Here is a 25,139-nt window from a genome sequence, read left to right as displayed (position 1 = left end):
ATGACGACGATGAATATGCAAAGTGATGCGACGCTGATGGAAACCCGCCGTAAAAAGCAGGCCTGGCGTCGTCAAAAGAATCGGATTGCCTTGATACTTTCAATGGCAACTATGGCGTTTGGCTTGTTCTGGTTAGTGTGGATTTTATTTTCTACCGTCACCAAAGGTATCGACGGCATGTCTTTGGCGCTGTTTACCGAGATGACACCACCACCTAATACCGCTGGCGGTGGTTTGGCTAACGCCATTGCCGGGAGTGGATTATTAATTCTGTGGGCGACCGTCATCGGCACCCCATTGGGCATCATGGCGGGAATTTATCTGGCGGAATATGGCCGTAAATCCTGGCTGGCAGAAATTACCCGCTTTATTAATGACATTTTGCTATCCGCTCCTTCTATCGTGGTCGGCTTGTTTGTTTACACCATTGTGGTTGCCAAGATGGAGCATTTCTCGGGCTGGGCTGGGGTGATTGCACTGGCGCTGTTACAGATACCTATTGTTATCCGTACCACTGAAAATATGTTGAAACTGGTGCCTGATAGCCTGCGCGAAGCGGCCTACGCATTAGGAACGCCAAAATGGCGCATGATATCGGCCATTACGTTGAAAGCCTCAATATCAGGTATTTTGACTGGGATCTTGCTGGCAGTCGCACGTATTGCCGGTGAAACGGCACCTTTGCTGTTCACGTCGCTCTCCAACCAATTCTGGAGCACCGATCTGACGCGGCCTATTGCGAACTTGCCGGTCACTATCTTTAAGTTTGCCATGAGCCCGTTTGCCGAATGGCAGCAGCTGGCATGGGCTGGGGTGCTGTTAATCACGCTATGTGTACTGTTACTGAATATTCTGGCTCGCGTTATTTTTGCTAAGAAAAAATATTAATCGGCTGAGAAAATGCCATTAATTAGCAAAGAAAATAACGATATTGCCAATAAATTCCAAAATGCGGCTACGGCGGCATTGGCTAAAAGAGAGAAGTCTTGATGAGTATGGCTACTGACATCAACAACAGCAAAATTCAGGTTCGCGATCTGAACTTCTACTACGGTAAATTCCATGCGCTGAAGAATATTTCGCTGGATATTGCCAAAAACCAGGTCACAGCATTCATTGGCCCATCAGGCTGTGGTAAGTCTACTCTGCTGCGTACATTCAATAAAATGTATCAGTTGTATCCGGATCAGCGTGCTGAAGGTGATATTTTGCTGGATGGGCAAAATATCCTGACCGATAAACAAGATATCGCGTTGTTGCGGGCCAAAGTGGGTATGGTTTTCCAAAAGCCAACGCCATTCCCCATGTCGATTTACGATAACATTGCCTTTGGTGTGAAACTGTTTGAGAACTTGTCTCGCGCTGATATGGATGAACGCGTGCAATGGGCATTGACCAAAGCGGCTTTGTGGAATGAAACCAAGGATAAGCTACACCAGAGCGGTTATAGCTTGTCGGGTGGGCAGCAGCAGCGTTTATGTATTGCCCGAGGTATCGCCATTCGTCCAGATGTGTTGTTGCTTGATGAGCCTTGTTCAGCACTTGACCCTATTTCTACCGGTCGAATTGAAGAGCTGATTAGTGAGTTGAAGTCGGACTATACCGTGGTGATTGTGACGCACAACATGCAGCAGGCCGCTCGCTGTTCAGATCACACAGCATTTATGTATCTGGGTGAGTTAATTGAATTCAGTGATACCGATACCCTGTTTACCGCACCACAGCAGAAACAGACGGAAGATTATATTACTGGTCGCTATGGCTGATCGGCCTATCCCCGTCATACTTCAAGCTGCATGTGCGTTGGCTGCTTTCGTTCACCCCAGTCACTTACTTGAGTAAGCTCCTGGGGATTTGCCCAATTGCCGCCTTTCTGCAACTCGAATTATTTAGGGTATACATCAATTTCGCCTACTTACATGTACGGGAAGTATTATGGATAACTTGAATCTTAATAAACATATTTCCGGCCAGTTCAATGCAGAACTTGAACATATCCGCACCCAGGTTTTGACCATGGGCGGGCTGGTGGAGCAACAATTATCTGACGCGATCACCGCCATGCACAATCAGGACGGTGAGTTGGCGCAGCGCGTCATCGAGGGTGATAAAAAGGTCAATATGATGGAAGTGGCTATTGATGAAGCCTGTGTGCGCATCATTGCCAAACGTCAACCGACGGCGAGTGATTTACGCTTGGTGATGGCTATTATCAAGACTATTTCTGAGCTGGAACGCATCGGTGATGTGGCGGATAAAATCTGCCGCACTGCGCTGGAAAAATTCTCGCATCAGCACCAGCCTTTGTTAGTCAGTTTGGAGTCTTTAGGCCGGCATACTGTGCAGATGCTGCATGATGTCTTGGATGCCTTTGCCCGTATGGATTTGGATGAAGCTATCCGAATCTATCGCGAAGATAAGAAAGTCGATCAGGAATATGAAGGCATTGTGCGCCAACTGATGACTTATATGATGGAAGATCCGCGAACTATCCCAAGTGTGCTAACAGCATTATTTTGCGCCCGTTCGATTGAACGTATTGGCGACCGCTGCCAGAATATTTGCGAATTTATCTTCTACTTTGTTAAAGGCCAGGATTTCCGTCACTTGGGCGGCGACGATTTAGAAAAACTGCTTTCCAGTAAGACTGAAAAATAACGACTTTCCTCAACCAAGTTAAGTCTTGTACTTGGTTGGGGGCTATTTTAATCAGTCCTCCCTCCTTTACATTGGCCTTCAATTTATTATCCTAATAGATTAATTTAATTTTGTTATCTTCTCGCTTATATTTCTCATCTATTTGTTGCTCACTGGATAAATATCAACATTGATTTTTGTCGTTTCCGGAAAAGTTATGATAAACGGCTGACCTAATCTTAATGCACTTGATTCATCTGGATAAACCTTAGCACCTATATCAAGAAAATCTTTTAATGATGCAACTACCAAGCTTTTGTTTCCATCACCTCCATATTGGCTCTGTAAATTATCGTGATTTAGTATTTTATTTTTAAAGTCATTCTTTTCCATCAGCATTACATTTATGGCATTTCTACACTCTTTTTTTGCTATATCGGATGATGGTTTAAGTTTTCCCATAGAAATACCGAAATTATTTTGATATGGATTATACCAATCTCTTACTTTTGCCACAGTATTCTTATGACCCTGTATTGTTTTGTTTTTTAAATCTGTAAATTTATCTCCCTGAACTCTTATAGCAACAAAATTTTCACTAATATCGAAGATTGACAAAATATTCTGTGTAATAAAATGCTCTTTTGATAAATCAGCACATCTGTAAGTAAGTAATTCTATAGGCGAACTTTTAGTCGATAATATATTTCCAGCAAATTTACTCGCTGCATGCCCCTTTGAAACCGCGTATGATCTACAACTCATACCCAAAATATTGCTGAGTGATGAAAAACCGCTTTTTATAAAATTCATTTTAACTAATCCTGTTTAAAATAATATAAGACTAACGAATTCTTTCGCAGAATGGTTGATTTTTTAACTGATATAAGAAGAAAACTTTGCAACTGGTGTAGAATAGAAAAGGCTAAAGATATTAATTTTATATGCCCCTATATCATAAGATATATGAGAACATACCGATATTTTTATGTATATCAGAAAACGATTGTAGTTAAATTCCGTCAGTTAGAGGACCATTTCATCATGGATTACTGCTGCATATTTAGGCCCAGCGAACAGCCCCTTAGGTGAGTTTTCGTTCCACTGAGCGTCAGACCCCTGTTATGGCATCTTTATTATTACGGAAGAGTCGGTTGGCCTTGCCAGAAAAGTTAAGCCCGCTGAAATTGTGAGTCAAGAAAAGCCAAAAACCGAAGAGATCAAAGCAGAAGCGTTAACGCCTATCACTCAATGGAATAGTAAATAATTCTGAATGATTACAATTAAGCAACATATGATGATGACGCAAATTGACCAAAATAGGCAGGAAAATGCGCGTCATTAGCCTACATTCTCGGGATTTTACTGAATTAATCTTCATAATTTTTAATTAGATAAAGACAATTTTGACGTCTTGGGGGCTGCCTTGTTTTTTTCTCCCAAAGATTTCACTATTTTTATCAATATAAGCAAACTTATTCACTGAGATTGTTTGGTTATAAATATATCGTTTTATATTATTTCCTGACCTAACGCCGAATTGATAGCTTACACACAGCGCAACATCTTAATCATCTTAGGAGCTTTCAATGCAGCAATCTCTATCCACAAAAAAAAGCGTTCTGGCACTAACGTTGTTAGCGAGCCTGACCACACTTTCTGGTGCGGCTCATGCAGATAAACTGGATGATATCAAGCAAGCTGGCGTGGTACGGATTGCTGTTTTTGATAGTAACCCACCATTCGGTTATATCGATCCGCAGACCAAAAAACTGGTGGGATATGATGTGGATGTGGCAAATGCTATTGCGAAAGATTTAGGGGTAAAAGTTGAATTGCGGGCAACCAACCCGGCAAACCGCATTCCATTACTAACATCTAAGAAAGTGGATTTGATTGCTGCCAACTTCACCATTACTGATGACCGTGCCAAGGAAGTGAACTTCAGCTTGCCGTATTTTGCCACTGGCCAGAAATTTATTGCTCATAAAGGTGTGCTGAAAACACCAGAAGATATCGGCAAATTACGTATCGGTGCGGATAAAGGCACGGTACAGGAAATAACCTTACGTGACCGTTATCCAACCGCGAAAGTCATTTCCTACGATGATACTCCTGTGGCATTTACTGCTTTGCGCAATGGTAATGTTCAAGCTATCACTCAGGATGATGCCAAATTAGTCGGGCTACTGGGTAACCTTCCTGAAGCACAAAAAGCAGATTTTGAAATCTCACCATTCAGTATTACCAAAGAATATCAAGGTATTGGTATTCCTAAAGGCGAAGATCGTTTAACCGCTGAAGTGAACGAGACTCTGGTTAAACTGGAAAAAGATGGCGAAGCAGCAAAAATTTATGATCGCTGGTTCGGGCCAGAAATCAAAGCCGCTCAACCTCGTGGCGATTTCAAATTTGCACCATTGGATCAACAGCCTAAAGCCTAATATATCTTCGTCCTTGAAGTTGCAGGGGGGTTAGCTGCGCGTACTCACCCTAATCACTGTCTGGAGTCAGCTCATCGGGATTTGTTTGCTGGCAGCCTACCTGCAACGCCAATGACTTTGGCTATAAAGTTATGACTCACAGGTATGTAAGAGTAAAAAATGGATTTTATTGTGTACCTCAAAAAATACTCTATTGAGGCGTCAAACAGAAATAGGTCTAAAGTCCTATGAATCTACATCACCTCACTGATTGGTTACTGGCTCCGCAATATCTTGGCTGGTTGTGGCACGGTTTTCTGCTGACGTTGTGGATTTCAGCCTGCACGGTGGTAGCTTCGACGTTGTTGGGCTTTTTGCTGGCCGCCGCCAGAGACAGTGAACTCAAAGGGCTGCAATGGTTTTCCATTGGTTACAGCACCCTATTTCGCAACACACCACTGTTGATCCAGTTGTTCTTTTGGTACTTCGCTGCCAGTCAGTTTCTACCCGCATCCTGGATACCTTGGCTTAATACACCTCATGAAATCACGTTTTTCGGGTTAACCCTCGGCTGGCCTTCTTTCGAATTTTTGGCTGGTTTTATCGGGTTGACCTGCTATTCCACGGCATTTATTGCTGAAGAGTTGCGCTCGGGGATAAGCGGGGTTGCGAAGGGGCAAAAGTATGCTGCCCATGCACTGGGGTTGACAGGATGGCAGGCCATGCGCCATGTGGTGTTGCCGCAGGCGTTGAAGATAGCGATGCCACCGTTACTTGGCCAATATATGAATATTATTAAAAACTCGTCGTTAGCAATGGCTATTGGGGTGGCTGAGCTTTCTTATGCCTCTCGCCAGGTTGAAACAGAAACATTGCGAACATTCCAGGCTTTCGGTATTGCGACGGTGTTGTATATCGCGATTATTGCGTTGATTGAGGCCTGGGGTATGTGGCGTCAGCAGCGAACCCTCGCTAAGGGGCACTGAGATGGATTTTACCATTATTGCTGATAACTGGACTTATCTGTTGTGGGGCACTTTTCCTGATGGCCCACTAGGCGGAGCTGCACTAACCTTGTTGATCAGCCTGCTAGCTGGAGTGGCTTCGGCAGTTTTAGGCACGGCGCTGGGCGTGGCGTTGGCGATGTCCCGCGGTGTTTGGGCCGCAGTATTGGCCGCAGTTCTAGGGTTTTTCCGCGCAATTCCGGTGATTATGTTGATTTTTTGGACGTATTTTCTGCTGCCAATGGTGTTTGGTGTGGATATACCGGAAATTACCACGGTGGTGTGCGCGCTGGCATTGATTGCATCGGCTTATCTGGCTCATGCGGTGAAAGCCGGGATCGTGGCAATTGGGGCTGGGCAGTGGCAGGCAGGGTTATCGTTAGGTTTTAATCGCTGGCAGGTTTTGTGGTTTGTGATCTTGCCACAAGCTTTGCGTATGATGGTGCCATCCTTTATTAATCAATGGATTTCGTTGATTAAGGACACCTCGCTAGCTTATATCGTCGGGGTAAATGAACTGACATTTTTGGCCACTCAGGTTAATAACCGCAGCATGGTTTACCCGATGGAAGTGTTCCTGTTCGTGGCATTGGTCTATTTCGTTTTATGTTTGACCTTAGATTTGCTGGCAAATGCACTTAACCGCTGTTTTAGCCCACAACATGCTATTAACAAGCAAAGCGCCATTAAACGGTCATGGCGCTGGTGGCAAAATAAGCCGGTATTGCCAGCAAGTTAATGGCTGGTAATCTGCCAGCCTCTTTCACGCCATAAATCAGGCAGTTGCTGCATATCATCAAACATAGTGACTAATGGGTGGTGAATCGGCTGGTTATGCGGGTCGGCGCAGTAATAATACACCGGTATCCCTGCGGCTATTCCGGCGTGGGTACCGGCTGCTGAGTCTTCAACTAATATGCAGCGCTCAGCCGCGACATGCATCTTTTCTGCTGCATGATAAATCAGTGTCGGATCGGGCTTCCAACGCTGGATGTCATAGCCGCTATAAAGTTTGTCTTCAAAAAACGGCAGTAATCCGGTCAGCCCAAGAGAGTGCTGCATTTTACTCACCGGCCCATTGGACACCACGCAAACCGGCAACGTGATTTGCTCTAACAGGGCTTTTGCACCAGCGATGGGTTGTAACTCGGCATCAAATAAGCGGGCAACTTCGGCACGGTAGAGTTTTTCCAGCTTTTCTATGGGTTCATCCAGGCCGTTTTCTTGACTCACACGCGCGACAATCTCATTGAGTTTTACGCCTTTAAAACGCTTAATCACTTCTTCCAGTGACAGGTGAATATCATAATGGGCAAACATCACGACATAGGCCCGACAACACAGGACTTCACTGTCGACCAACGTTCCGTCGCAATCGAACATAACGCATTCAATATTACTCACTTATTTCTCCCTTTAATCATACCAACCCTCTTTATCCTACTTTAACTATCCTGCCCCAGAATGCGATAGTTAATTACTCCGGCATCGATATTACTCATATCAAATGAATAAAATTCAATAAGTTGAATGAGAAATGGCTAATGTTTAATCATCTGTTGCGCAACAAGGCTGATAAAAAATAGCCAAATAGAGTGTGATCTCGCTCTAAACAACAGTTTTTTTGTTATAGGATATCCCTAACTATCACTCCCTTTCTGTGGAACTCCTCGAATGAGTAAACCAAACCTTGATACTGAGCAGGGGCTGCTCGAACGTGTTTTTAAACTGAAGCAACATGGGACTACCGCACGTACTGAGTTAATTGCGGGTATCACGACCTTCCTGACTATGGTCTATATCGTGTTCGTTAACCCACAGATTTTAGGGGTTGCGGGTATGGATGTGCAGGCCGTATTCGTGACGACCTGCCTGATTGCCGCCTTTGGTAGCATCTTTATGGGCCTATTGGCTAACTTACCGGTCGCTCTGGCACCGGCGATGGGGCTTAATGCTTTCTTCGCTTTTGTGGTGGTTGGCGCGATGGGTATTTCATGGCAAGTCGGCATGGGAGCTATTTTCTGGGGCGCAATCGGTTTCCTTTTGCTGACCATTTTCCGTATCCGATATTGGATGATTGCTAACATTCCGCTAAGCCTGCGGGTGGGGATCACCAGCGGTATCGGCCTGTTTATTGCGATGATGGGGCTGAAAAATGCGGGCATCGTGGTGGCAAATCCAGACACGTTAGTCGCGGTGGGAAATCTAACCTCTCACAGTGTGTTGTTGGGGGCGCTGGGCTTCTTTATTATCGCAGTTCTGGCATCTCGCAATATCCATGCCGCAGTCCTGGTATCGATTGTTGTGACGACATTAATCGGCTGGGCGCTGGGTGATGTCCATTACTCTGGCATCTTCTCCATGCCGCCAAGTGTGACCTCAGTGGTTGGGCAGGTCGATTTAGCCGGTGCGCTGAATATTAGTATGGCCGGAATCATTTTCTCCTTCATGCTGGTTAACCTGTTCGATTCATCCGGTACATTGATTGGTGTGACGGATAAAGCCGGTTTAACCGATCATAAAGGCAAGTTCCCGCGCATGAAACAAGCGCTGTATGTGGACAGCATTAGCTCTGTTGCCGGCGCGTTTATTGGTACGTCATCAGTGACGGCTTATATCGAAAGCTCTTCTGGTGTTTCTGTCGGTGGCCGTACCGGCTTAACTGCGGTGGTAGTGGGGATTTTATTCCTGCTGGTGATGTTTGTTTCTCCACTGGCGGGAATGGTGCCAGCCTATGCCGCCGCGGGTGCGTTGATTTATGTTGGCGTGCTGATGACCTCCAGCCTATCCCGTGTGAAATGGGATGACCTGACCGAAGCTGTTCCGGCGTTTGTTACCGCAGTGATGATGCCGTTCAGTTTCTCGATTACTGAAGGGATCGCGCTGGGCTTTATCTCTTACTGCCTGATGAAACTCGGTACTGGTCGCTGGCGTGAGATCAGCCCATGCGTGGTGGTGGTTGCGCTACTGTTTGTGCTGAAAATTGCGTTTGTTGATCACTAATCGCAAATTCTGTTGATCATTAATAGCAAATAGCGAAACGGCCCGCTCTCAGTATTGAAAGTGGGCCGTTTTATTGAATATCGTATTACTTCAACTGAGCGCTGATTTGCTCCAGTGCTTTTGTGGCACATTGTGCATCCAGATGCCCGCCGGGCGCGCCAGCAACACCTATCGCACCGACCACTTCATCTCCTGCTTTCACCGGCACACCGCCACCTAAGAGTAAGAAGCCGGGAATATCTTTCAGGTTATTGGCCGCGGGCGTTTTCTGACTGTTTTCCATAACTGTGCCACTTGGGGTTTTGGTCGACAGCGCAGTAAAGGCTTTTTGCTCACTGGCTTTTACGGTATGTGGGCCAGCATTATCAGCACGCAGCACAGTTTTGATGATGCCAGCGCGATCCACCACGGTGACCGCAACGTTATAGCCATCAGCCTGGCAAACGGCAAGGGTACGGCTTGCCACATCGGTAGCCAGAGCCAAAGAGATATTGCGTTCAGTATTCAGACCCGCAGCAGAAGCTTGAGTTATCAGGCCGATGAATAAGGCGGAGGTCAGGGCAAGAGGCTTGATCATATAAAATCCTTATTGTTAGCGAAGTGAATTCCTCACAGTAACGCTATGCTACGGCGAAAAGTGGTGAAAAAACATTCGGCTAACTACCCGTTTTACTAGGTACTTCTACCTATCCCCTGCGCACTTGACGCCGCAGGGGTGTTAGCTGCGTTCGCGCACCCGAATCACTTACTTATGTAAGCTCATCGGGATGAGCTTACTGGCTGCCTATCTGCAACGCCAATTGCTTTGGGGATTATTGGCGCACTTGACGCCGCAGGGGTGTTAGCTGCGTTCGCGCATCCGAATCACTTACTTATGTAAGCTCATCGGGATGAGTTCACTGGCTGCCTACCTGCAACGCCAATTGCTTTGGGGATTATTGGGCGGATAAGTGATAGTGATGAATCAGTGAGGCCAGCGAGTTGACCTCTAGCTTGGCAAAGATATTCGCGCGGTGAGCCTCAACCGTTCGTGGAGACAGTGACAATGTATGGGCAATCTGTTTGCTGGTTTCCCCTTGAATAATCAGGGCAGCAACTTCCCGCTCGCGAGCAGAGAGTTGGTTGAATAGCTGTTGATAGCTCTCCCGCTGCTTATGGGCTGTCAGCGATTGTTCATGCTGCTCCAGCGCCATACTGACGGTTTCGATCAGGACATCGGCATCAATAGGTTTGGTCAAAAACTCCAGTGCACCACCTTTAAAGGCCCGGCGGCATAATTCAACATTACCATGCCCCGTCATAATGATGACCGGCAGGGCGCTATTACGCTCTTGGATAGCTTCTAATATCGTCATGCCACTTTTACCCGGCATACGAATATCGAGCAGTACACAACTTGGCTGAGTAATGGCAAAGGTATCGAGGAATATCTGACCGTTACGGAATGCTTTAACCTCCCAGCCCATAGTGGTGAGTAATGCGCTCAACGCCGCGCGAACACCCTCATCGTCATCAATCAGATAAATGTGTTTTGTCATGCGTACTCCCAGCAATTAGAGGAAAAGTGAGGGTAAAGCAAGCGCCCCTATGTTCATTATTTCCCGCTTTTATGTCGCCTCCCATTCGTTGTACCAAGGTTTCACAAAGAGTCAGCCCTAAGCCCAACCCGCTCTCTCGGGTAGTATAGAAGGGGCTGAATAAGTTATCTAATTGCTGATGATTAAGCCCTGGTCCATTATCTTCAATCTGAATAACCCATTGTTTAAACTTAATATTTATGGTGAAAGTGATGGCTGGGTTTGATGTGTGTTGTAATGCTTGAAGGGCATTACTGAGCAAATTATGAAAAACCTGCTCCAGCCATAAAGGGTCACTTTGCAGTGTAGATAGATTTGCCGGAATAATATTTATGATTTTGACATTCGCTGCGGTTATTTCCTGACTCAACAACACATTCACTCGCCGCCAGATATCAGCCACGACAACCGGTTGTAAATTTATCTGCCCACGACTGAGTAAGGTTCGCAGCCGATCTAATAAAGCGGCAATGCGTTTGATTTGCTCAACAGAGGCCACCAGCAGTGGGGCAACTTGTTCATCCTGCGGCGGTAACAGCCGTAGCGCGGTCTGGTTATAGGTCAATGTTGCGGTGAGCGGCTGGTTTAATTCATGGGCGATGCCGGTTGCAATTTCCCCCATGGCATTGAGTCTGGCTTGATCGGCAAACTTGGCGCGCTGCTCGGCATGTAAACGGTGTTGAGCCAATAGTTGCCAGCGGTGCCAACTGTACAAGGCGGCGGCTATTATCAGCGAAAGCAGTAGGGCGGTGAACCAGGGTAAATCACGCCAAACCGGGGTGGCATGACCGATTAAAGTAAAAGATTGCGCCCCTTCACCCACCGGTTTTTGCCACTGCCAGAAACTTTCAGGCGCTGAATGGCCCAAAATCGCGAGTTGATGCTGCTGATAGCGCAATACCAGACTGTCAAAATGAGGCGGTAAACCTACCACTTGCAGCAACTTCTGGGCATTAACCTGCAAACCACTGCCGCTGTAGGAGTTGGCTAAACGATAATCTCCATCCTGAAGGTGCAAGGTGAGTTGACCGGGTTTCGATTGATCTGCTGGTGTTTGGTTTATCGCTACCAGTTGTGGGAAATGGCGCTGTAATTGCACCAGTTGGCTCGGTTCCAACGCCAAAAATAAAATTGCCTGCTGCTGCGCCAACTGTTGGCTCAATTCGCGATGAATAGTACGAAAATCAGCCTCGCGCTCAGCTTGCTGTGTATTTAGCCCGTACCAGCCCAGCCAGAGAGTGGACATCAGGGTCAGGATAAACCAGACAGTGATTTTAAAGGCCATGAGTGGGTCGCATCCACAAAAGAGAAGGTGGCTATTGATAACATGGGGCGCGATACAGAGGAAACCCCCAATACCGCATGTCATGGGGGTTTTGTAACCTTCGAGAGTTATTTCACCCGAACGCGCTCAATGTAAGTGGCAAAGGCTGCAAGCTGTTTGGCCAGAAAATCCAGCGTTCCTTGATCCGTCAGTTCTTTAGTTTGTTCATCTATTTTGCTTTGAATCACGCCGCCCATAAATTCAGGTTTATTCATCACCATCGCTTCAAGGAAAACCAAAATCTGACGCAGGTGATACTGGCAACGCGCTCCACCAATCGGCCCCATAGAGCTGGTCTGAATGGTCACCGGTTTGTTGGCGAGTGGCTGATTGGGTAAACGGGATAACCAGTCGATGGCATTCTTCAACCCGCCGGGGACCGAATAGTTATATTCCGGTGTCACGATAATGACCCCATCGGCCTGACGAATCTGCTCAGCAATGGCCTCAATCGTCGACGGGAACCCCTCTTCCTGCTGGATATCAGCATCATAAAGCGGGATATCACGAATAGATGGCAGAGCTTCAATAATCACACCAGTTGGCGCTAATTTAGGCAGCGCACGCGCCACCATGGCATTGTAGGAACCACTACGCAAGCTACCCAATAGGGTAACGATTTTAAGGGATTGTTGTGACATGGCATGCTCCCGATAAGTGAATAAATGGTGCTGTTCTATCCCCAGAGTAGGGCAAACTTATGCGATAAAACAATGACTATCTATCCTGTTATCTCTTTAAATTTCACTTAAATGAGTCCCAGTTGTGGATTTATTGCACTGAAATTGTGATCGCAGGATAAAAACGGAAAAATCGTTTCTTACTGTTATCAAGTCTATGAGTGGAATGCCGTTAATAGATCTGGAGCTATCCAGCTCTCTTACATTGAGCGACACGATAATGCTAAAAACCACTCAAGCCCGATTCACCTTACTCGTTAGTGCGTTTTTCATTTTCTTGCTGATAATCACCGTGGTGGTTATTCAGCTTTTTGTGACACCACAACTCAAACAATCTGAAAGTACCATTGTTAGTAATAGCGTTGACCAAATCGCGACTGCAATCACCGCACAAATGAACAAAGTGGAAGCACAAGCCCGCAGTATTACCCAGGCTGTTGCCATAATGGACAGTAATACCATTGACTCATTATTACCGGGGTTAGTAGATCAATATGGTGACAGCAATGTCTTTGGTGGTGGGATTTGGCCATTACCCAATAAACGCGAGCAAGGGGTGATTAAATTCAGCACTTTCTTTGCCCGTAATGGGGAAAATAAATTAACGGTGAATACCCACTGGAATTCGCCAGAGTCACAAAATTATTTTGAACAACCGTGGTACAAAGATGGCTTAAATGCCCCGAAAGGCTTCTGTGCCTGGGCTAAAGCTTATCAAGATGATGCCAGCCCGCAGCCGAGAACCAACTGCGCCATGGCGATTTATAAAGGCGACGAGGCTTATGGTGTTTCTACCATTGATGTCACTTTAGGTTTCTTTAACCGCTTGGTTAAGGAGATGGAACAGAAGGTCAATGGCACCATTCTGATTGTTGAAGCTGATGGCAAAATTGTGGGCAGCAGCGCCTTGGCCGATGGCAAAGCAGAATTAAAAAATCTGTCCGACTTTGCTGCCAGCTCACCAATGGCGGCAGAAACACAGCGGCTGTTGGCACAGATGAAAGACCAGAAATCACTGGAAAGTGAATTTGATGTCGATGGAACCTCTCATACCCTGTTTATCCGCCCGATCGCCAATAGCCCGTGGTATTTGGTCACTGACCTGCCAACTAGCTTATTGGTCAAACAGAGCCACAGTATCTTGCTGCATTTGGGGTTAGTGCAGATCCCCATTATGTTGATATTACTGTTGTTCCTGGTGTTCTCTATTCGCGTCTTTATGAAACGTCTGGCGGCTTTGAAAGAGAATATTACCGCATTATCTGCGGGAGGGGCTGATTTAACCCAGCGCTTGCCACAAAGCAGTAGCCCGGAATTCAACGCTATTAACCAGAGTTTCAACGATTTTATCGACTATTTGCAGCAAATGATGCGTCAGGTCGGTGAAAGTAGCTTAGCTATCGCGTCGGCATCGCGCCAAATTGCCAGCGGCAATCTGGATTTATCCGCTCGCACTGAAGATCAAGCCAGTTCGATTGAAGAAACCGCTGCTTCAATGGATGAACTGACCAGTACCGTTAAACAGAATGCGGATAATGCCAGCCATGCTAACCAGTTGGCGATGGATGCTTCCACTGTGGCGGTGAAAGGTAGCACGGTAGTGAAGAAAGTGGTGGATACTATGGGGTCAATCAATCATTCGTCGAAGAAAATCGTCGATATTATCAGTGTGATTGATAGCATCGCCTTCCAAACCAATATCCTGGCATTGAATGCGGCGGTAGAAGCAGCAAGAGCGGGTGAGCAAGGGCGTGGTTTTGCGGTCGTTGCTTCTGAAGTGCGTAATTTAGCACAGCGCTCAGCGACTTCTGCTCGCGAAATTAAAAAGCTGATTGAAGACTCAGTGGCTGATATTGCGATAGGCACGGGTTTGGTGGCAGATGCAGGTACCACGATGGATGACCTGATGAGTGGGGTTTCCAATGTGGCGGCATTAATGAATGAAATTATGTCATCAAGCCAGGAGCAAAGTTTGGGTATCGAGCAGGTTAATCTGGCGATTAATCAGTTAGATAACTCAACGCAGCAAAATGCGGCGTTGGTGGAACAAGTGGCGGCGGCAGCTCAAGCTATGCAGGATCAAACCTTGCAGTTGGAAAGTGTGATTAGCGGCTTTAAGGTTTAATTCTATACCCGTCATGCTTCAAGCTGCATGTGTGTTGGCTACGCTCAATAACCCGAATCACTTACTTATGTAAGCTCATCGGGATTATCTCGCTTGCCGCCTTCCTGCAACTCGAATTATTTAGGGTATATATTGCTGTTATGCCAAAAAACTTAATCCCTTTTGAATATCAGAAGGGGTTAAGGCTGCTGGCTAAGTCGATTGAAGGGGAAATGTTCCGTTGGGGTCGTAGTCGCGTAAGCGACCGGAGCGCCCCTGGGAGCAGTCGCTCCTTCACACACGGTTTATCATTAACCTCAGTTTTTTTATCTATGACTCACGGCGAATTTTACTGGCAAATAAATTTCCCAGTGATTGGATTAACTGCACGGTGATAATCAATACAATGGCTGTGGTCACAGTGACGAAAGTATCAAAGCGCTGATAACCATAAGTAATGGCTAAATCACCAATTCCACCACCGCCTACGGTACCTGCCATCGCAGTCGCACCAATCAAACCAATAGTGGCCGTAGTCAGCGCCAATATTAAAGATGAGAGTGCTTCGGGCAGTAAAAAATACCAAATGGCTTGTAATGGGGTGGCTCCCATCGATTTCGCCGCTTCCAAAATACCGGGATTGACATCCAGCAGTGAGTTTTCTACCAAGCGGCCAATATAGGGCGCGATAAAAATAATCAGCGGTACAATCGCCCCCGGTGTTCCTATGGTGGTATTCACAATAAGACGGGTGAGCGGGATAATCGCCACCATCAAAATAATAAAAGGCAGTGATCGGATGATATTGATAATGGGATTAAGAATATTATAAAAAATGCGATTCTTAATTAATCCGCCCGGCCGGGTCACTACCAGCAAAATGCCTAAAGGAATACCAATAAGGGAACCGATCACCAATGAAATACTAACCATAACCAAGGTGTCGTGTAGCGCCTGGACGAATTGGTCTAACGTAATTGCGGTTTCGATCATCAATTTATTTCCTGTATATCAATTCCTGTTCCTGCCAGATAATTAACAGCGCTATCAATGGTGTGATTCTCGCCAGTTAATAACAGCACCATATGGCCCAATGTGGTGTCTTGTATTTCTGACATATTGGCAAACAGAATATTGACGCCAATATCGTATTTTCTAATTAGCTGGTTGATTACCGGTTGGGTGGCTATCGCTCCGACAAATGCCAAACGGAATTGACGACCGGTATGGCTATTATTCAATAGCTTTTTCACGCTTTCTGGTAAGCTATCTTTGATGACGGTACGAACAAAGTTAATGGTTGTAGGATGAGTTGGATGACCAAACACCGTCAATACTGAACCTTGTTCAATAATTTGACCGTTTTCCATGACCGCCACTTTATTACAGATCTTTTGAATAACCGACATTTCATGAGTAATCAGTAAAACCGTAATATTGTACTGCTGATTAATTTTCTTCAGTAACAACAAAATCTGAGCAGTGGTTTGCGGGTCGAGTGACGATGTCGCTTCATCACACAGCAATATTGAGGGATTCGTGGCCAGAGCACGGGCAATACCGACCCGCTGCTTCTGCCCACCGGATAACTCATTCGGAAAACTGTGACTTTTATCCCCCAACCCGACGAAGTCCAGCAGTTCCGCAACACGTTCTTGAATGAATTTTTTGTTTTTCCCTAATAAAATAAGTGGCATCGCGACATTTTTAAAAACAGTCTTTGATTCCAGTAAATTAAAGTTCTGGAATATCATGCCAATATTTTTTTTCAATAACCGGAGTTGCTTTTGGCTGAAATCATGCAGGTTTTTACCATCAATAATCACATTGCCGGCCGTTGGGCTTTCCAGTGAATTGACCATGCGTAATAAGGTACTTTTCCCTGCACCGCTGTAGCCGATGATGCCAAATATATCGCCATTCTCGACGGTTAAATTAACATCATTAAGTGCTTGTAGTTTTATACCCTTACGTTCAAAGGTCTTGGAAATATGCTGAAGCTCAATCATCTGTTATTCCATTAGTTTAGATAATCAGGCAGCATATAACCTGTGTACTTCTCGTTTTCCAAAATATATTTCTTGAATTCAGGGGAGTGATATCCCGCAATAATATCTTTGGCAAACTCGGCATCTTTATTTTTACCGGCAACGGTCACCACATTAACAAACTGAGTGGTAGGTTTTTCAAGTTGCAGGGCAGAAGTCAGTTTTATTCCATTAGAAACCGCAAAATTGCCTTGGATAGCACCGTAATCGACATCAGGTAATGCTCTGACTTGTTGAGCGTTATCCATTTCTTTGATGACTAAATGATAAGGGTTTTCTGCAATATCTTTTTGCGAGAAGGTGGCCGGATCAATTTTTTCTTTCAGTTTTATCCAGCCAATAGATTGCAGTAACAGCGCTGCCCGGTATTCGTTTGAGGGCTGATTTGGGACTGAAATCCATGCACCATCTTTGGGTTTATCTTCTTTATTATTCTTATTAGAATAGAGGCCCATCGGGGGCGTGGGGACTTGTACAATACCTGTATTATCAATTCGTAACCGGTTATTTATCGCTTGCAGATAAATGGGGTGCTGCATGATGTTGCCATCAATTTCACCGGTACTGACGGCGTTATTGACCTGAATCCCATCATTGAAGTCTTTATATTCTACGCTGTAGCCTTTCTTTATGAGATAAGGTGCTACGCCTTTCTCGAATTGCTCTTTATAGGGGCCTGGGTTAAATCCTAATTTAATCACTTTACTCTCCTCACTATGGGCATTCAGTGAGGTTAAGATAATTAAACCAGATAAGACTATTGCCAGCGAACGCATTTTCATTTTCATTTCCCTGTGGAATAAATATTAATTCAGACTCTAAAGAGGAATTTATTCACAAGGTTGCAGGCTATTGGGTTCTCCGTAAACGAAGAATATAGACTTAGCTTATCCATTATCTATATATAGGATATGGAGATGGTATATCCAGATGGAATAACGAGAGGGGGGCGATCAGTAGATTAACAACCCACTGCATCATACACAGTGGGTTGTTGCGATATAAACCTGAGTTTAGCCCTGAATCAAATTAGGGATCTTCACCGCAGGGTTAACATCGGCTTCATAATCCACACCGTCGATGGCGAAACCGAACAGATTTAAGAACTCGGTTTTATAGCCGGTGAAATCGGTCAATTGGTAAATATTGTCGTTGGTCACCTGATCCCACAACTGCTGTACCTGGTTTTGAACTTCAGGATCCAGTTCTTTGTAATCTGCACGCAGACGACCTTCCTGGTCCATATGTGGCGCGCTGCCACACAGGCTATCTTTATACAGTGAATAAACCTGCTCGATACAACCCTCGTGAGTGCCTTTCTCTTTCATCACTTTGAATAACAGTGACAGATACAGTGGCATCATTGGAATTGCAGAGCTGGCTTGAGTGACCACCGCTTTCAATACTGAAACACGCGCATCGCCGCCGCCATGAGCAGACAAGCTATCGCGGATCGCCAGAACTTTTTGATCCAAGTCCTTCTTGGCCGCGCCAATAGAGCCATTCCAATAGATATCATGGGTGATTTTTTCGCCCAGATAGGTGAACGCAGTGGTTTGTGCGCCTTCGGCCAACACGCCAGCTTCCAGCAGTGCATCAATCCACATCTGCCAATCTTCGCCACCCATTACTGCGACAGTATTGTCGATCTCTTCTTGAGTCGCTGGTTGCAGCACCGCTTCTTTGATAACTTCTTTATCGGTATCAAGGCCACGGAACTTAACTTCATGCCCAATTGGCTTCAGTGTGGAGTTAAACACTTCGCCAGTTTTCGGGTGAGTACGGCGCGGTGAAGCCAGGCTGTAGATGACTTGATCAACCTGACCCAAATCTTGCTTGATAGCTTCAATCGTCAGACGTTTAATTTCATCGGAGAAAGCATCGCCATTGATACTTTTCGCGTACAGGCCTTTTTGCTCGGCAAATTTATGGAATGCGGCGCTGTTGTACCAACCAGAGGTGCCTGGTTTGCCTTCTTCACCCGGACGCTCAAAGAACACACCCAGTGTATCGGCACCACAACCAAATGCTGCTGTAATGCGGGCAGCCAGCCCGTACCCAGTTGACGCACCAATCACTAATACTCTTTTTGGGCCGTTAGCGATTGGGCCTTCTGCGGTGACATAGTCGATTTGCTTTTTGACGTTAGCTTCGCAGCCCGCCGGATGAGCAGTCACACAGATAAAGCCGCGTACACGTGGTTTTATAATCATGGAAACCTCAGGTTTATAGATATAGTTAAGTGTTTGAGCCGTGTTCAGATTGATGGACGGTTCAGACTCATAGAGCAAGCTTATCAAAATGCCTCTATGGCATCACACTCATTTTCCAATACAGAAACTGGAGAAAATCCGCCCCAGTAAGTCATCAGAGCTAAATTCACCGGTAATTTCGCTCAATGACTGTTGTGCTAAACGTAATTCTTCCGCCAGCAACTCACCAGCGTAAGCGCTTACTAACTGTTCGTGACCTTGTGCCAGATGTTGTGCGGCTGTTTCCAGCGCTTGCAAATGACGGCGGCGGGCCAGGAAACCGCCTTCGGTATTGCTGGTAAAGCCCATACTCTGTTTGAGATGGTTACGCAGCAGGTCAATGCCTTCACCGGTTCGGGCCGACAAGCGAATTAGTGAGTGACCATTTACTTCGGTCAAACCTAAGGTTTCACCTGTAATGTCAGCTTTATTACGTACCACGGTGATCGGCAGTGTAGCAGGCAAGCGCGCCATAAACTCTGGCCAGATAGCTGCCGGTTCAGTGGCGTCGGTGGTGGTGCCATCAACCATAAATAGCACCCGATCAGCTTGTTCAATCTCATGCCACGCACGTTCGATACCAATGCGCTCAACTTCGTCACTGGCTTCCCGTAGGCCTGCTGTATCAATTATATGCAATGGCATCCCATCGATATGAATATGTTCTCGCAATACATCACGAGTGGTGCCGGCAATATCGGTGACAATTGCGGCTTCACGGCCCGCTAACGCATTGAGTAAACTTGATTTTCCAGCATTCGGTCGGCCGGCAATGACCACTTTCATCCCTTCGCGCAGCAAACTGCCTTGTCGGGCTTCAGTGCGCACTTGTTCCAAATCTGCCATCACCCCATTCAATTGACCTTCAATCTTGCCATCAGACAGGAAATCAATTTCTTCATCTGGGAAGTCAATCGCAGCTTCGACGTAGATTCGCAAGTGAGTAAGTGCTTCCACCAATTGATGGATACGGACTGAAAATGCGCCCTGTAATGAATTCACTGCCGAGCGTGCTGCTTGCTCTGAGCTGGCGTCAATGAGATCAGCAATAGCTTCTGCTTGTGCCAGATCCAGCTTGTCGTTTAAGAATGCGCGTTCAGAGAATTCACCCGGACGGGCAATGCGCAGCCCTGGCAGGGCCAGAATGCGTTTTAACAGCAAATCCAGTATAACGGGGCCACCATGACCTTGCAGTTCCAGTACATCTTCGCCAGTGAAGGAATTTGGGCCAGGAAAGTAGAGTGCGATACCTTGGTCCAAGGTGCTGCCATCGACATCTTTAAACGGTAGGTAATCGGCATAGCGTGGCTTGGGTAATTTCCCCAAAACTGCTTGCGCAACCGTGGCGGCAGCACGACCTGAAACACGTAAAATACCAACGCCACCACGGCCTGGAGGTGTTGCTTGTGCCACGATAGTATCAGTGGTGCTCATGGTTATGCCTCTCTTTAAAAGAATAAGGCGGTCATATAATTATGACCGCCTCATATACCCTTCGTATTTGAAGTTACAGCGTTGTTAGCTGCTCTCCCAAGTCACTGACGTATGCCAGTGGCTTGGGTATCTAGCTGTTACTCCAATGACTTGGGGTATCTATCATGTTAAGACTGTTTTTTCTTATCGCGGCTGTGTAAACCACGTTTTTCCAGACCACGATAGATCAACTGCTGTTGCAGGATGGTCACCAGGTTACTGACGATATAGTACAGAACCAGACCGGCCGGGAACCACAGGAAGAACACTGTGAAGATAACAGGCATGAAGGTCATGATTTTCTGCTGCATCGGGTCAGTCACGGTGGTCGGTGACATCTTCTGAATGAAGTACATGGTGATACCCATCAGAATTGGCAGAATGTAGTACGGGTCTTGCGCTGACAAGTCATGAATCCACAAGATGAATGGCGCATGACGCAATTCAACGGAACTCATCAACATGTAGTACAACGCCAGGAAGATTGGCATCTGAATGACCAGCGGTAAGCAGCCACCCAGCGGGTTAACCTTCTCAGCTTTGTACAACGCCATCATTTCCTGACTCATACGCTGCTTATCGTCGCCGATACGCTCACGCATGGCAGCCAGTTTAGGCTGTAGCAAACGCATTTTCGCCATCGAGGTGTATTGCGCTTTAGTCAGCGGATACATGATACCACGCACGATAAAGGTAATAACGATGATGGAGAAGCCCCAGTTACCGACAAAGCTGTGAATGAATTTCAACAGTTTGAACAGTGGCTGAGAGATAAACCATAACCAACCATAGTCAACAGTCAGGTCAAGATGTGGCGCGATAGCGGCCATTTTGTCCTGAATTTCTGGGCCAACCCACAAGGTGGCACCCAGTTGTTTCTGCTCACCTGGCTGAATAACGACCGGTGCACCTTTAAAGCCGATGGCAGCCAAACCGTTACCCAAGTCAGCGGAATAGAAGGTGTTGGTTTCGTTAGCTGCTGGGATCCACGCGGTTGCAAAATATTGCTGCAACATCGCAACCCAGCCGCCTTTGGTGGTGATGTCCAGGCTCTTATCTTCGATATCACTAAAGCTATATTTTTTATATTTAGTTTCATCAGAAGAGTAAGCCGCACCACGATAAGTATGCAGCGCAAAGTTATTGCTGCCGGTATCACGGTGTTTAGGCAAGTTGATGCTTTGCTTTAACTGACCAAACAGCGTCAGCTCCAGCGGGGCAGCAGAGGCATTTTTAACGTGATAATCCACACCGATGGCGTAGTCATTACGTTTCAGCACAAATGTCTTGGTGAAAACGGAGCCATCTTTGCCGGTGAAGGTCAATGGAATACGCAGTTCGTCCTGGCCATCAGCTAATACAAAGCTGGTTTGAGGAACTTCAAACAGTGGGCGCTCGCCGTTAGCTGGATTATCCGGACCGCTTTTACCTGTCAGGCCACTTTGCGCCTGATAAATGAACGCAGGGGTGGTTTCCAGTAATTCGAAAGTTTTATCTGAACCCAGAGCATCCGGGTAAGCCAGCAGGTTAGCCTGCTCGATGTCACCGCCACGGGTATTAATGGTCAGAGACAGCACATCAGTTTTTACAGTAATCAGTTGACCCTGACCACTGCCTGGCACGGCCTGGCTTGCTTTATCACCGGTAGCAGTATTCGCAGTCTGTTGCGTGGTCTGAGCGGCTGGTTGTGGATTGTTGTCCACTTGCCAGGCTTGCCAGATCATGAAAGACACGAACAGCAGAGCGATGAGTAGAAGATTGCGTTGCGAATCCATCGTTAGTGTTCTCTGTTATCGTCGGGTTTCGGCGGCACGGGATCATCGCCACCTGGGTTCAAAGGGTGGCATTTTAATACGCGTTTCAGTGTTAACCAACTGCCTTTTATCATACCAAACCGGCTCAATGCCTCAATTCCGTAATGAGAACATGTCGGATGGAAACGACAACGCGGCCCCAACAGCGGACTAATCACGAGCTGATAGCCCCTGATTAGCCCGATCAGGATGCGGGAGCCTGGCGACAGTGGCGACGCCATAATTTTTCCAAAGCTTCCGTCAACGCACGGTTATCGAGGTCAGCCACACCCTTTTTCACCAAAACGACAAAATCCATAGACGGTAACGTATGCTGATGTAATCGGAAGCTTTCGCGAGCTAATCGCTTGATCCGATTACGTTCATGAGCACGTTTGACATGTTTTTTGGCGACGGTAAGACCGATGCGGGGATGCCCCAGCTCGTTCAGGCGGCCGAGGATGGTGATTTGCGGCGTGCCAGCCCGTTGTGGCTGCTGGAAGACGAAAGTGAAATGACTGGGAGTTAACAAACGTAACTCCCTAGGAAATGCTAGCTTAACCACTTAGATGGTTAGCTTTTATTACTTAGAAACAGTCAGACGAGAACGGCTTTTCGCACGACGGCGAGCCAGAACTTGACGACCATTTTTGGTGGCCATACGAGCACGGAAACCGTGGCTACGGTTGCGCTTCAATACGGACGGTTGGAAAGTGCGTTTCATAGCGATTTCTACCTAAACTTAAAATAATTACTGATTCAGTAAACGCGTTTGGCTGCTCGGAGTGAAGACACCGACGCCTCAATCGCAACATATAAAGAAGCGGGATTGTAATAATTGTACAGTCCTGAGTCAATTGACATTGCGCCCGCCCGCACAGAAGTTTTCTGTATCGGGAGTTTACCAAGAGCCTGTCCGTGTTCACCGCTGGTTTCTTTTTGACCAAGGTCATCAAGAGAACAGGCATCACACGTAGGGCTGAGGATTATACGGACTCCCTGATAAATCGCAAGGATCGCCGTGAGATCCTTTGCATATTAATGAGGATCTGTGATTGGAAATGGGGAAGGTGATACCATTATATTCCGAAATCCTTGCGGATCGTGGCTGTTGAGGGGCACGAAAAGCTGTGCGCCAGGTTACACTCCCAGCAGAAGTTATGGCCTGTGGATAAAAAGGATCTAATCTGTGAGGAAGGGGAGGATCTATTGCTCCTTTTGCGCTATGATCCGCCATTCCGATCACATCCACTACTCTGGGATCACTACTCCGAGATCGTGGGGGGATGTTAGTCGTAAAAACAACCGAAAAACGGTTCGCATGTCACTTTGGCTTGCTACAGGCCATATTGGCGTGTGTCAAAAACGATGAGTTACAAAAAATCCTGATTTCTTTCTTTTATTGATCTTGTTCGAGTGGAGTCCGCCGTGTCACTTTCGCTTTGGCAGCAGTGTCTTGCCCGATTGCAGGATGAGTTACCTGCCACAGAATTTAGTATGTGGATACGCCCCTTACAGGCGGAACTGAGTGACAATACTCTGGCGCTTTACGCACCTAATCGTTTTGTACTGGACTGGGTCCGTGATAAGTACTTAAACAATATCAATGGCTTACTTAATGATTTCTGTGGCAGTGAGGTTCCCTTACTGCGTTTTGAAGTGGGGAGTAAACCTGCGGTAAGAGCACACAGTCATCCAGTTACAGCCAGCGTTAGTGCGCCTGTTGCTCCGGTTACCCGTAGTGCACCTGTGCGCCCGAGCTGGGATAGCTCGCCTGCTCAACCTGAACTGTCTTACCGTTCGAATGTGAACCCTAAGCACACATTTGATAACTTCGTTGAAGGTAAATCGAACCAATTGGCTCGTGCGGCTGCACGTCAGGTTGCGGATAATCCGGGTGGTGCGTATAACCCGTTATTCCTTTATGGCGGTACAGGTTTAGGTAAAACTCACCTGTTACATGCTGTGGGAAATGGCATCATGGCCCGTAAAGCCAATGCCAAAGTGGTTTACATGCATTCTGAACGTTTTGTGCAAGATATGGTTAAAGCTTTGCAGAACAACGCGATAGAAGAGTTTAAACGCTATTATCGCTCGGTTGATGCATTATTAATCGATGATATCCAGTTCTTTGCCAATAAAGAGCGTTCCCAGGAAGAGTTTTTCCACACCTTTAATGCTTTGCTGGAAGGTAATCAGCAAATCATTCTGACCTCAGATCGCTATCCAAAAGAGATCAATGGGGTCGAAGATCGTTTGAAATCGCGGTTTGGCTGGGGCCTGACGGTGGCGATTGAGCCGCCAGAACTGGAAACCCGCGTGGCGATTTTGATGAAGAAAGCGGATGAAAATGATATCCGCTTGCCGGGTGAGGTCGCGTTCTTTATTGCCAAGCGTCTGCGTTCCAACGTGCGTGAGCTGGAAGGGGCATTGAATCGTGTGATCGCCAATGCCAATTTTACCGGGCGGGCCATCACCATTGATTTTGTTCGTGAAGCTCTGCGTGACTTACTGGCATTGCAGGAAAAGCTGGTTACTATCGATAATATTCAAAAGACTGTCGCAGAATATTATAAAATTAAGGTCGCAGACCTGCTCTCCAAACGGCGTTCCCGTTCGGTAGCACGCCCACGCCAAATGGCGATGGCATTGGCTAAAGAGCTAACCAACCACAGCCTGCCTGAAATCGGCGATGCGTTTGGTGGCCGCGACCATACCACGGTGTTGCATGCTTGCCGCAAGATTGAACAATTGCGTGAAGAGAGTCACGACATCAAAGAAGATTTCTCTAACTTAATCAGAACATTATCCTCCTAGCGCT

24 protein-coding genes are annotated in these 25,139 nt (G+C 46.5%); 9 read left to right on the top strand and 15 right to left on the bottom strand.

Annotated elements, in window-relative coordinates:
- From pstA to phoU, 3 genes are all read left to right on the top strand, one after another.
- Positions 1-888: a phosphate ABC transporter permease PstA gene (gene pstA, locus FGL26_RS15755; RefSeq protein ID WP_005175158.1), complete on the top strand. Its 888-nt coding sequence runs from the start codon at positions 1-3 to the stop codon at positions 886-888.
- A 101-nt stretch (positions 889-989) separates the two neighbouring features.
- A complete protein-coding gene (gene pstB, locus FGL26_RS15750) occupies positions 990-1,766 on the top strand; it encodes a phosphate ABC transporter ATP-binding protein PstB (RefSeq protein ID WP_004713904.1) in 777 nt (258 codons plus the stop codon).
- A 169-nt stretch (positions 1,767-1,935) separates the two neighbouring features.
- Complete coding sequence (gene phoU / locus FGL26_RS15745) at positions 1,936-2,658, top strand: phosphate signaling complex protein PhoU (RefSeq protein ID WP_005175157.1); 723 nt, start codon at positions 1,936-1,938, stop codon at positions 2,656-2,658.
- Between the two features lie 138 nt (positions 2,659-2,796).
- Here phoU and FGL26_RS15740 read toward each other — a convergent pair whose 3' ends face one another.
- Positions 2,797-3,450, bottom strand: a complete 654-nt coding sequence (locus tag FGL26_RS15740) for an EspJ family T3SS effector ADP-ribosyltransferase (protein WP_005175156.1) — start codon at positions 3,448-3,450, stop codon at positions 2,797-2,799.
- Between the two features lie 776 nt (positions 3,451-4,226).
- On the opposite strand from FGL26_RS15740, the gene FGL26_RS15735 reads away from it, so the two are divergent.
- The 3 genes from FGL26_RS15735 (at position 4,227) to FGL26_RS15725 (ending at position 6,803) form a co-directional block, all read left to right on the top strand.
- Entirely contained in the window at positions 4,227-5,081 is an 855-nt protein-coding gene (locus FGL26_RS15735; RefSeq protein ID WP_138060251.1) for an ABC transporter substrate-binding protein, read from the top strand.
- Between the two features lie 227 nt (positions 5,082-5,308).
- Complete coding sequence (locus tag FGL26_RS15730; RefSeq protein ID WP_005175152.1) at positions 5,309-6,046, top strand: amino acid ABC transporter permease; 738 nt, start codon at positions 5,309-5,311, stop codon at positions 6,044-6,046.
- 1 nt (position 6,047) lies between these two features.
- A complete protein-coding gene (locus FGL26_RS15725; protein ID WP_005175150.1) occupies positions 6,048-6,803 on the top strand; it encodes an amino acid ABC transporter permease in 756 nt (251 codons plus the stop codon).
- Here the strand turns inward: FGL26_RS15725 and yieH are convergent.
- Positions 6,800-7,468, bottom strand: coding sequence for a 6-phosphogluconate phosphatase (gene yieH, locus FGL26_RS15720; RefSeq protein ID WP_005175148.1), 669 nt, complete (start codon positions 7,466-7,468; stop codon positions 6,800-6,802). The two genes, FGL26_RS15725 and yieH, sit on opposite strands and share 4 nt — an antisense overlap.
- Positions 7,469-7,738: 270 nt before the next feature.
- Here yieH and FGL26_RS15715 point away from each other — a divergent pair, with 270 nt between their 5' ends.
- Complete coding sequence (locus FGL26_RS15715; protein ID WP_005161126.1) at positions 7,739-9,067, top strand: NCS2 family permease; 1,329 nt, start codon at positions 7,739-7,741, stop codon at positions 9,065-9,067.
- Between the two features lie 85 nt (positions 9,068-9,152).
- Here the strand turns inward: FGL26_RS15715 and FGL26_RS15710 are convergent, their stop codons facing one another.
- From FGL26_RS15710 to FGL26_RS15695, 4 genes are all read right to left on the bottom strand, one after another.
- A complete protein-coding gene (locus tag FGL26_RS15710; protein ID WP_005175145.1) occupies positions 9,153-9,644 on the bottom strand; it encodes a GlcG/HbpS family heme-binding protein in 492 nt (163 codons plus the stop codon).
- A 358-nt stretch (positions 9,645-10,002) separates the two neighbouring features.
- A complete protein-coding gene (locus FGL26_RS15705) occupies positions 10,003-10,605 on the bottom strand; it encodes a response regulator transcription factor (protein ID WP_005175144.1) in 603 nt (200 codons plus the stop codon).
- The gene (locus FGL26_RS15700; RefSeq protein WP_032912842.1) at positions 10,580-11,929 is read right to left on the bottom strand and encodes a sensor histidine kinase; all 1,350 of its coding nucleotides are present in this window, start codon (positions 11,927-11,929) and stop codon (positions 10,580-10,582) included. The genes FGL26_RS15705 and FGL26_RS15700 overlap by 26 nt, the downstream gene beginning before the upstream one ends.
- Positions 11,930-12,036: 107 nt before the next feature.
- The gene (locus FGL26_RS15695) at positions 12,037-12,609 is read right to left on the bottom strand and encodes an NADPH-dependent FMN reductase (RefSeq protein ID WP_005175142.1); all 573 of its coding nucleotides are present in this window, start codon (positions 12,607-12,609) and stop codon (positions 12,037-12,039) included.
- Positions 12,610-12,868: 259 nt separating this feature from the next.
- Here FGL26_RS15695 and FGL26_RS15690 point away from each other — a divergent pair, with 259 nt between their 5' ends.
- Positions 12,869-14,773, top strand: a complete 1,905-nt coding sequence (locus FGL26_RS15690; protein ID WP_005175141.1) for a methyl-accepting chemotaxis protein — start codon at positions 12,869-12,871, stop codon at positions 14,771-14,773.
- A gap of 309 nt (positions 14,774-15,082) precedes the next feature.
- Here the strand turns inward: FGL26_RS15690 and FGL26_RS15685 are convergent, their stop codons facing one another.
- The 9 genes from FGL26_RS15685 to rpmH all read right to left on the bottom strand — a co-directional run bounded on the left by FGL26_RS15685 (position 15,083) and on the right by rpmH (position 23,042).
- Entirely contained in the window at positions 15,083-15,745 is a 663-nt protein-coding gene (locus FGL26_RS15685; RefSeq protein WP_005175140.1) for a methionine ABC transporter permease, read from the bottom strand.
- Positions 15,745-16,761, bottom strand: a complete 1,017-nt coding sequence (locus tag FGL26_RS15680) for a methionine ABC transporter ATP-binding protein (protein ID WP_032912845.1) — start codon at positions 16,759-16,761, stop codon at positions 15,745-15,747. The genes FGL26_RS15685 and FGL26_RS15680 overlap by 1 nt, the downstream gene beginning before the upstream one ends.
- Before the next feature lie 11 nt (positions 16,762-16,772).
- Positions 16,773-17,582 (bottom strand): MetQ/NlpA family ABC transporter substrate-binding protein, encoded by an 810-nt coding sequence (locus FGL26_RS15675; RefSeq protein ID WP_005175134.1) that lies wholly within the window; start codon positions 17,580-17,582, stop codon positions 16,773-16,775.
- Between the two features lie 231 nt (positions 17,583-17,813).
- Complete coding sequence (fabV, locus tag FGL26_RS15670; protein ID WP_005161110.1) at positions 17,814-19,013, bottom strand: enoyl-ACP reductase FabV; 1,200 nt, start codon at positions 19,011-19,013, stop codon at positions 17,814-17,816.
- 108 nt (positions 19,014-19,121) lie between these two features.
- On the bottom strand, positions 19,122-20,486 hold the full coding sequence (gene mnmE, locus FGL26_RS15665; protein ID WP_005175133.1) for a tRNA uridine-5-carboxymethylaminomethyl(34) synthesis GTPase MnmE: 1,365 nt from the start codon (positions 20,484-20,486) through the stop codon (positions 19,122-19,124).
- A 167-nt stretch (positions 20,487-20,653) separates the two neighbouring features.
- Entirely contained in the window at positions 20,654-22,300 is a 1,647-nt protein-coding gene (yidC, locus tag FGL26_RS15660) for a membrane protein insertase YidC (RefSeq protein WP_005161105.1), read from the bottom strand.
- A 2-nt stretch (positions 22,301-22,302) separates the two neighbouring features.
- A complete protein-coding gene (gene yidD, locus FGL26_RS15655) occupies positions 22,303-22,560 on the bottom strand; it encodes a membrane protein insertion efficiency factor YidD (RefSeq protein WP_005161103.1) in 258 nt (85 codons plus the stop codon).
- The gene (gene rnpA, locus FGL26_RS15650) at positions 22,524-22,883 is read right to left on the bottom strand and encodes a ribonuclease P protein component (RefSeq protein WP_005161101.1); all 360 of its coding nucleotides are present in this window, start codon (positions 22,881-22,883) and stop codon (positions 22,524-22,526) included. Before rnpA ends, yidD begins: the two co-directional genes overlap by 37 nt.
- An 18-nt stretch (positions 22,884-22,901) precedes the next feature.
- Positions 22,902-23,042, bottom strand: coding sequence for a 50S ribosomal protein L34 (gene rpmH / locus FGL26_RS15645; protein ID WP_002220736.1), 141 nt, complete (start codon positions 23,040-23,042; stop codon positions 22,902-22,904).
- A gap of 704 nt (positions 23,043-23,746) precedes the next feature.
- Between rpmH and dnaA the strand changes: the two genes are divergently transcribed.
- Positions 23,747-25,135 carry a chromosomal replication initiator protein DnaA gene (gene dnaA, locus FGL26_RS15635; protein WP_005161100.1) on the top strand — a complete coding sequence of 463 codons (1,389 nt, stop codon included), beginning with the start codon at positions 23,747-23,749 and terminating at the stop codon, positions 25,133-25,135.
- The last annotated feature ends 4 nt before the right edge of the window (positions 25,136-25,139 follow it).

The sequence above is a fragment of the Yersinia enterocolitica subsp. enterocolitica genome (genome assembly GCF_901472495.1).
Taxonomy (GTDB): Bacteria; Pseudomonadota; Gammaproteobacteria; order Enterobacterales; family Enterobacteriaceae; genus Yersinia; species Yersinia enterocolitica.
The sequence above is the reverse complement of the archived record's forward strand: the minus strand, read 5'-3'. Positions and strand labels throughout refer to the sequence as shown.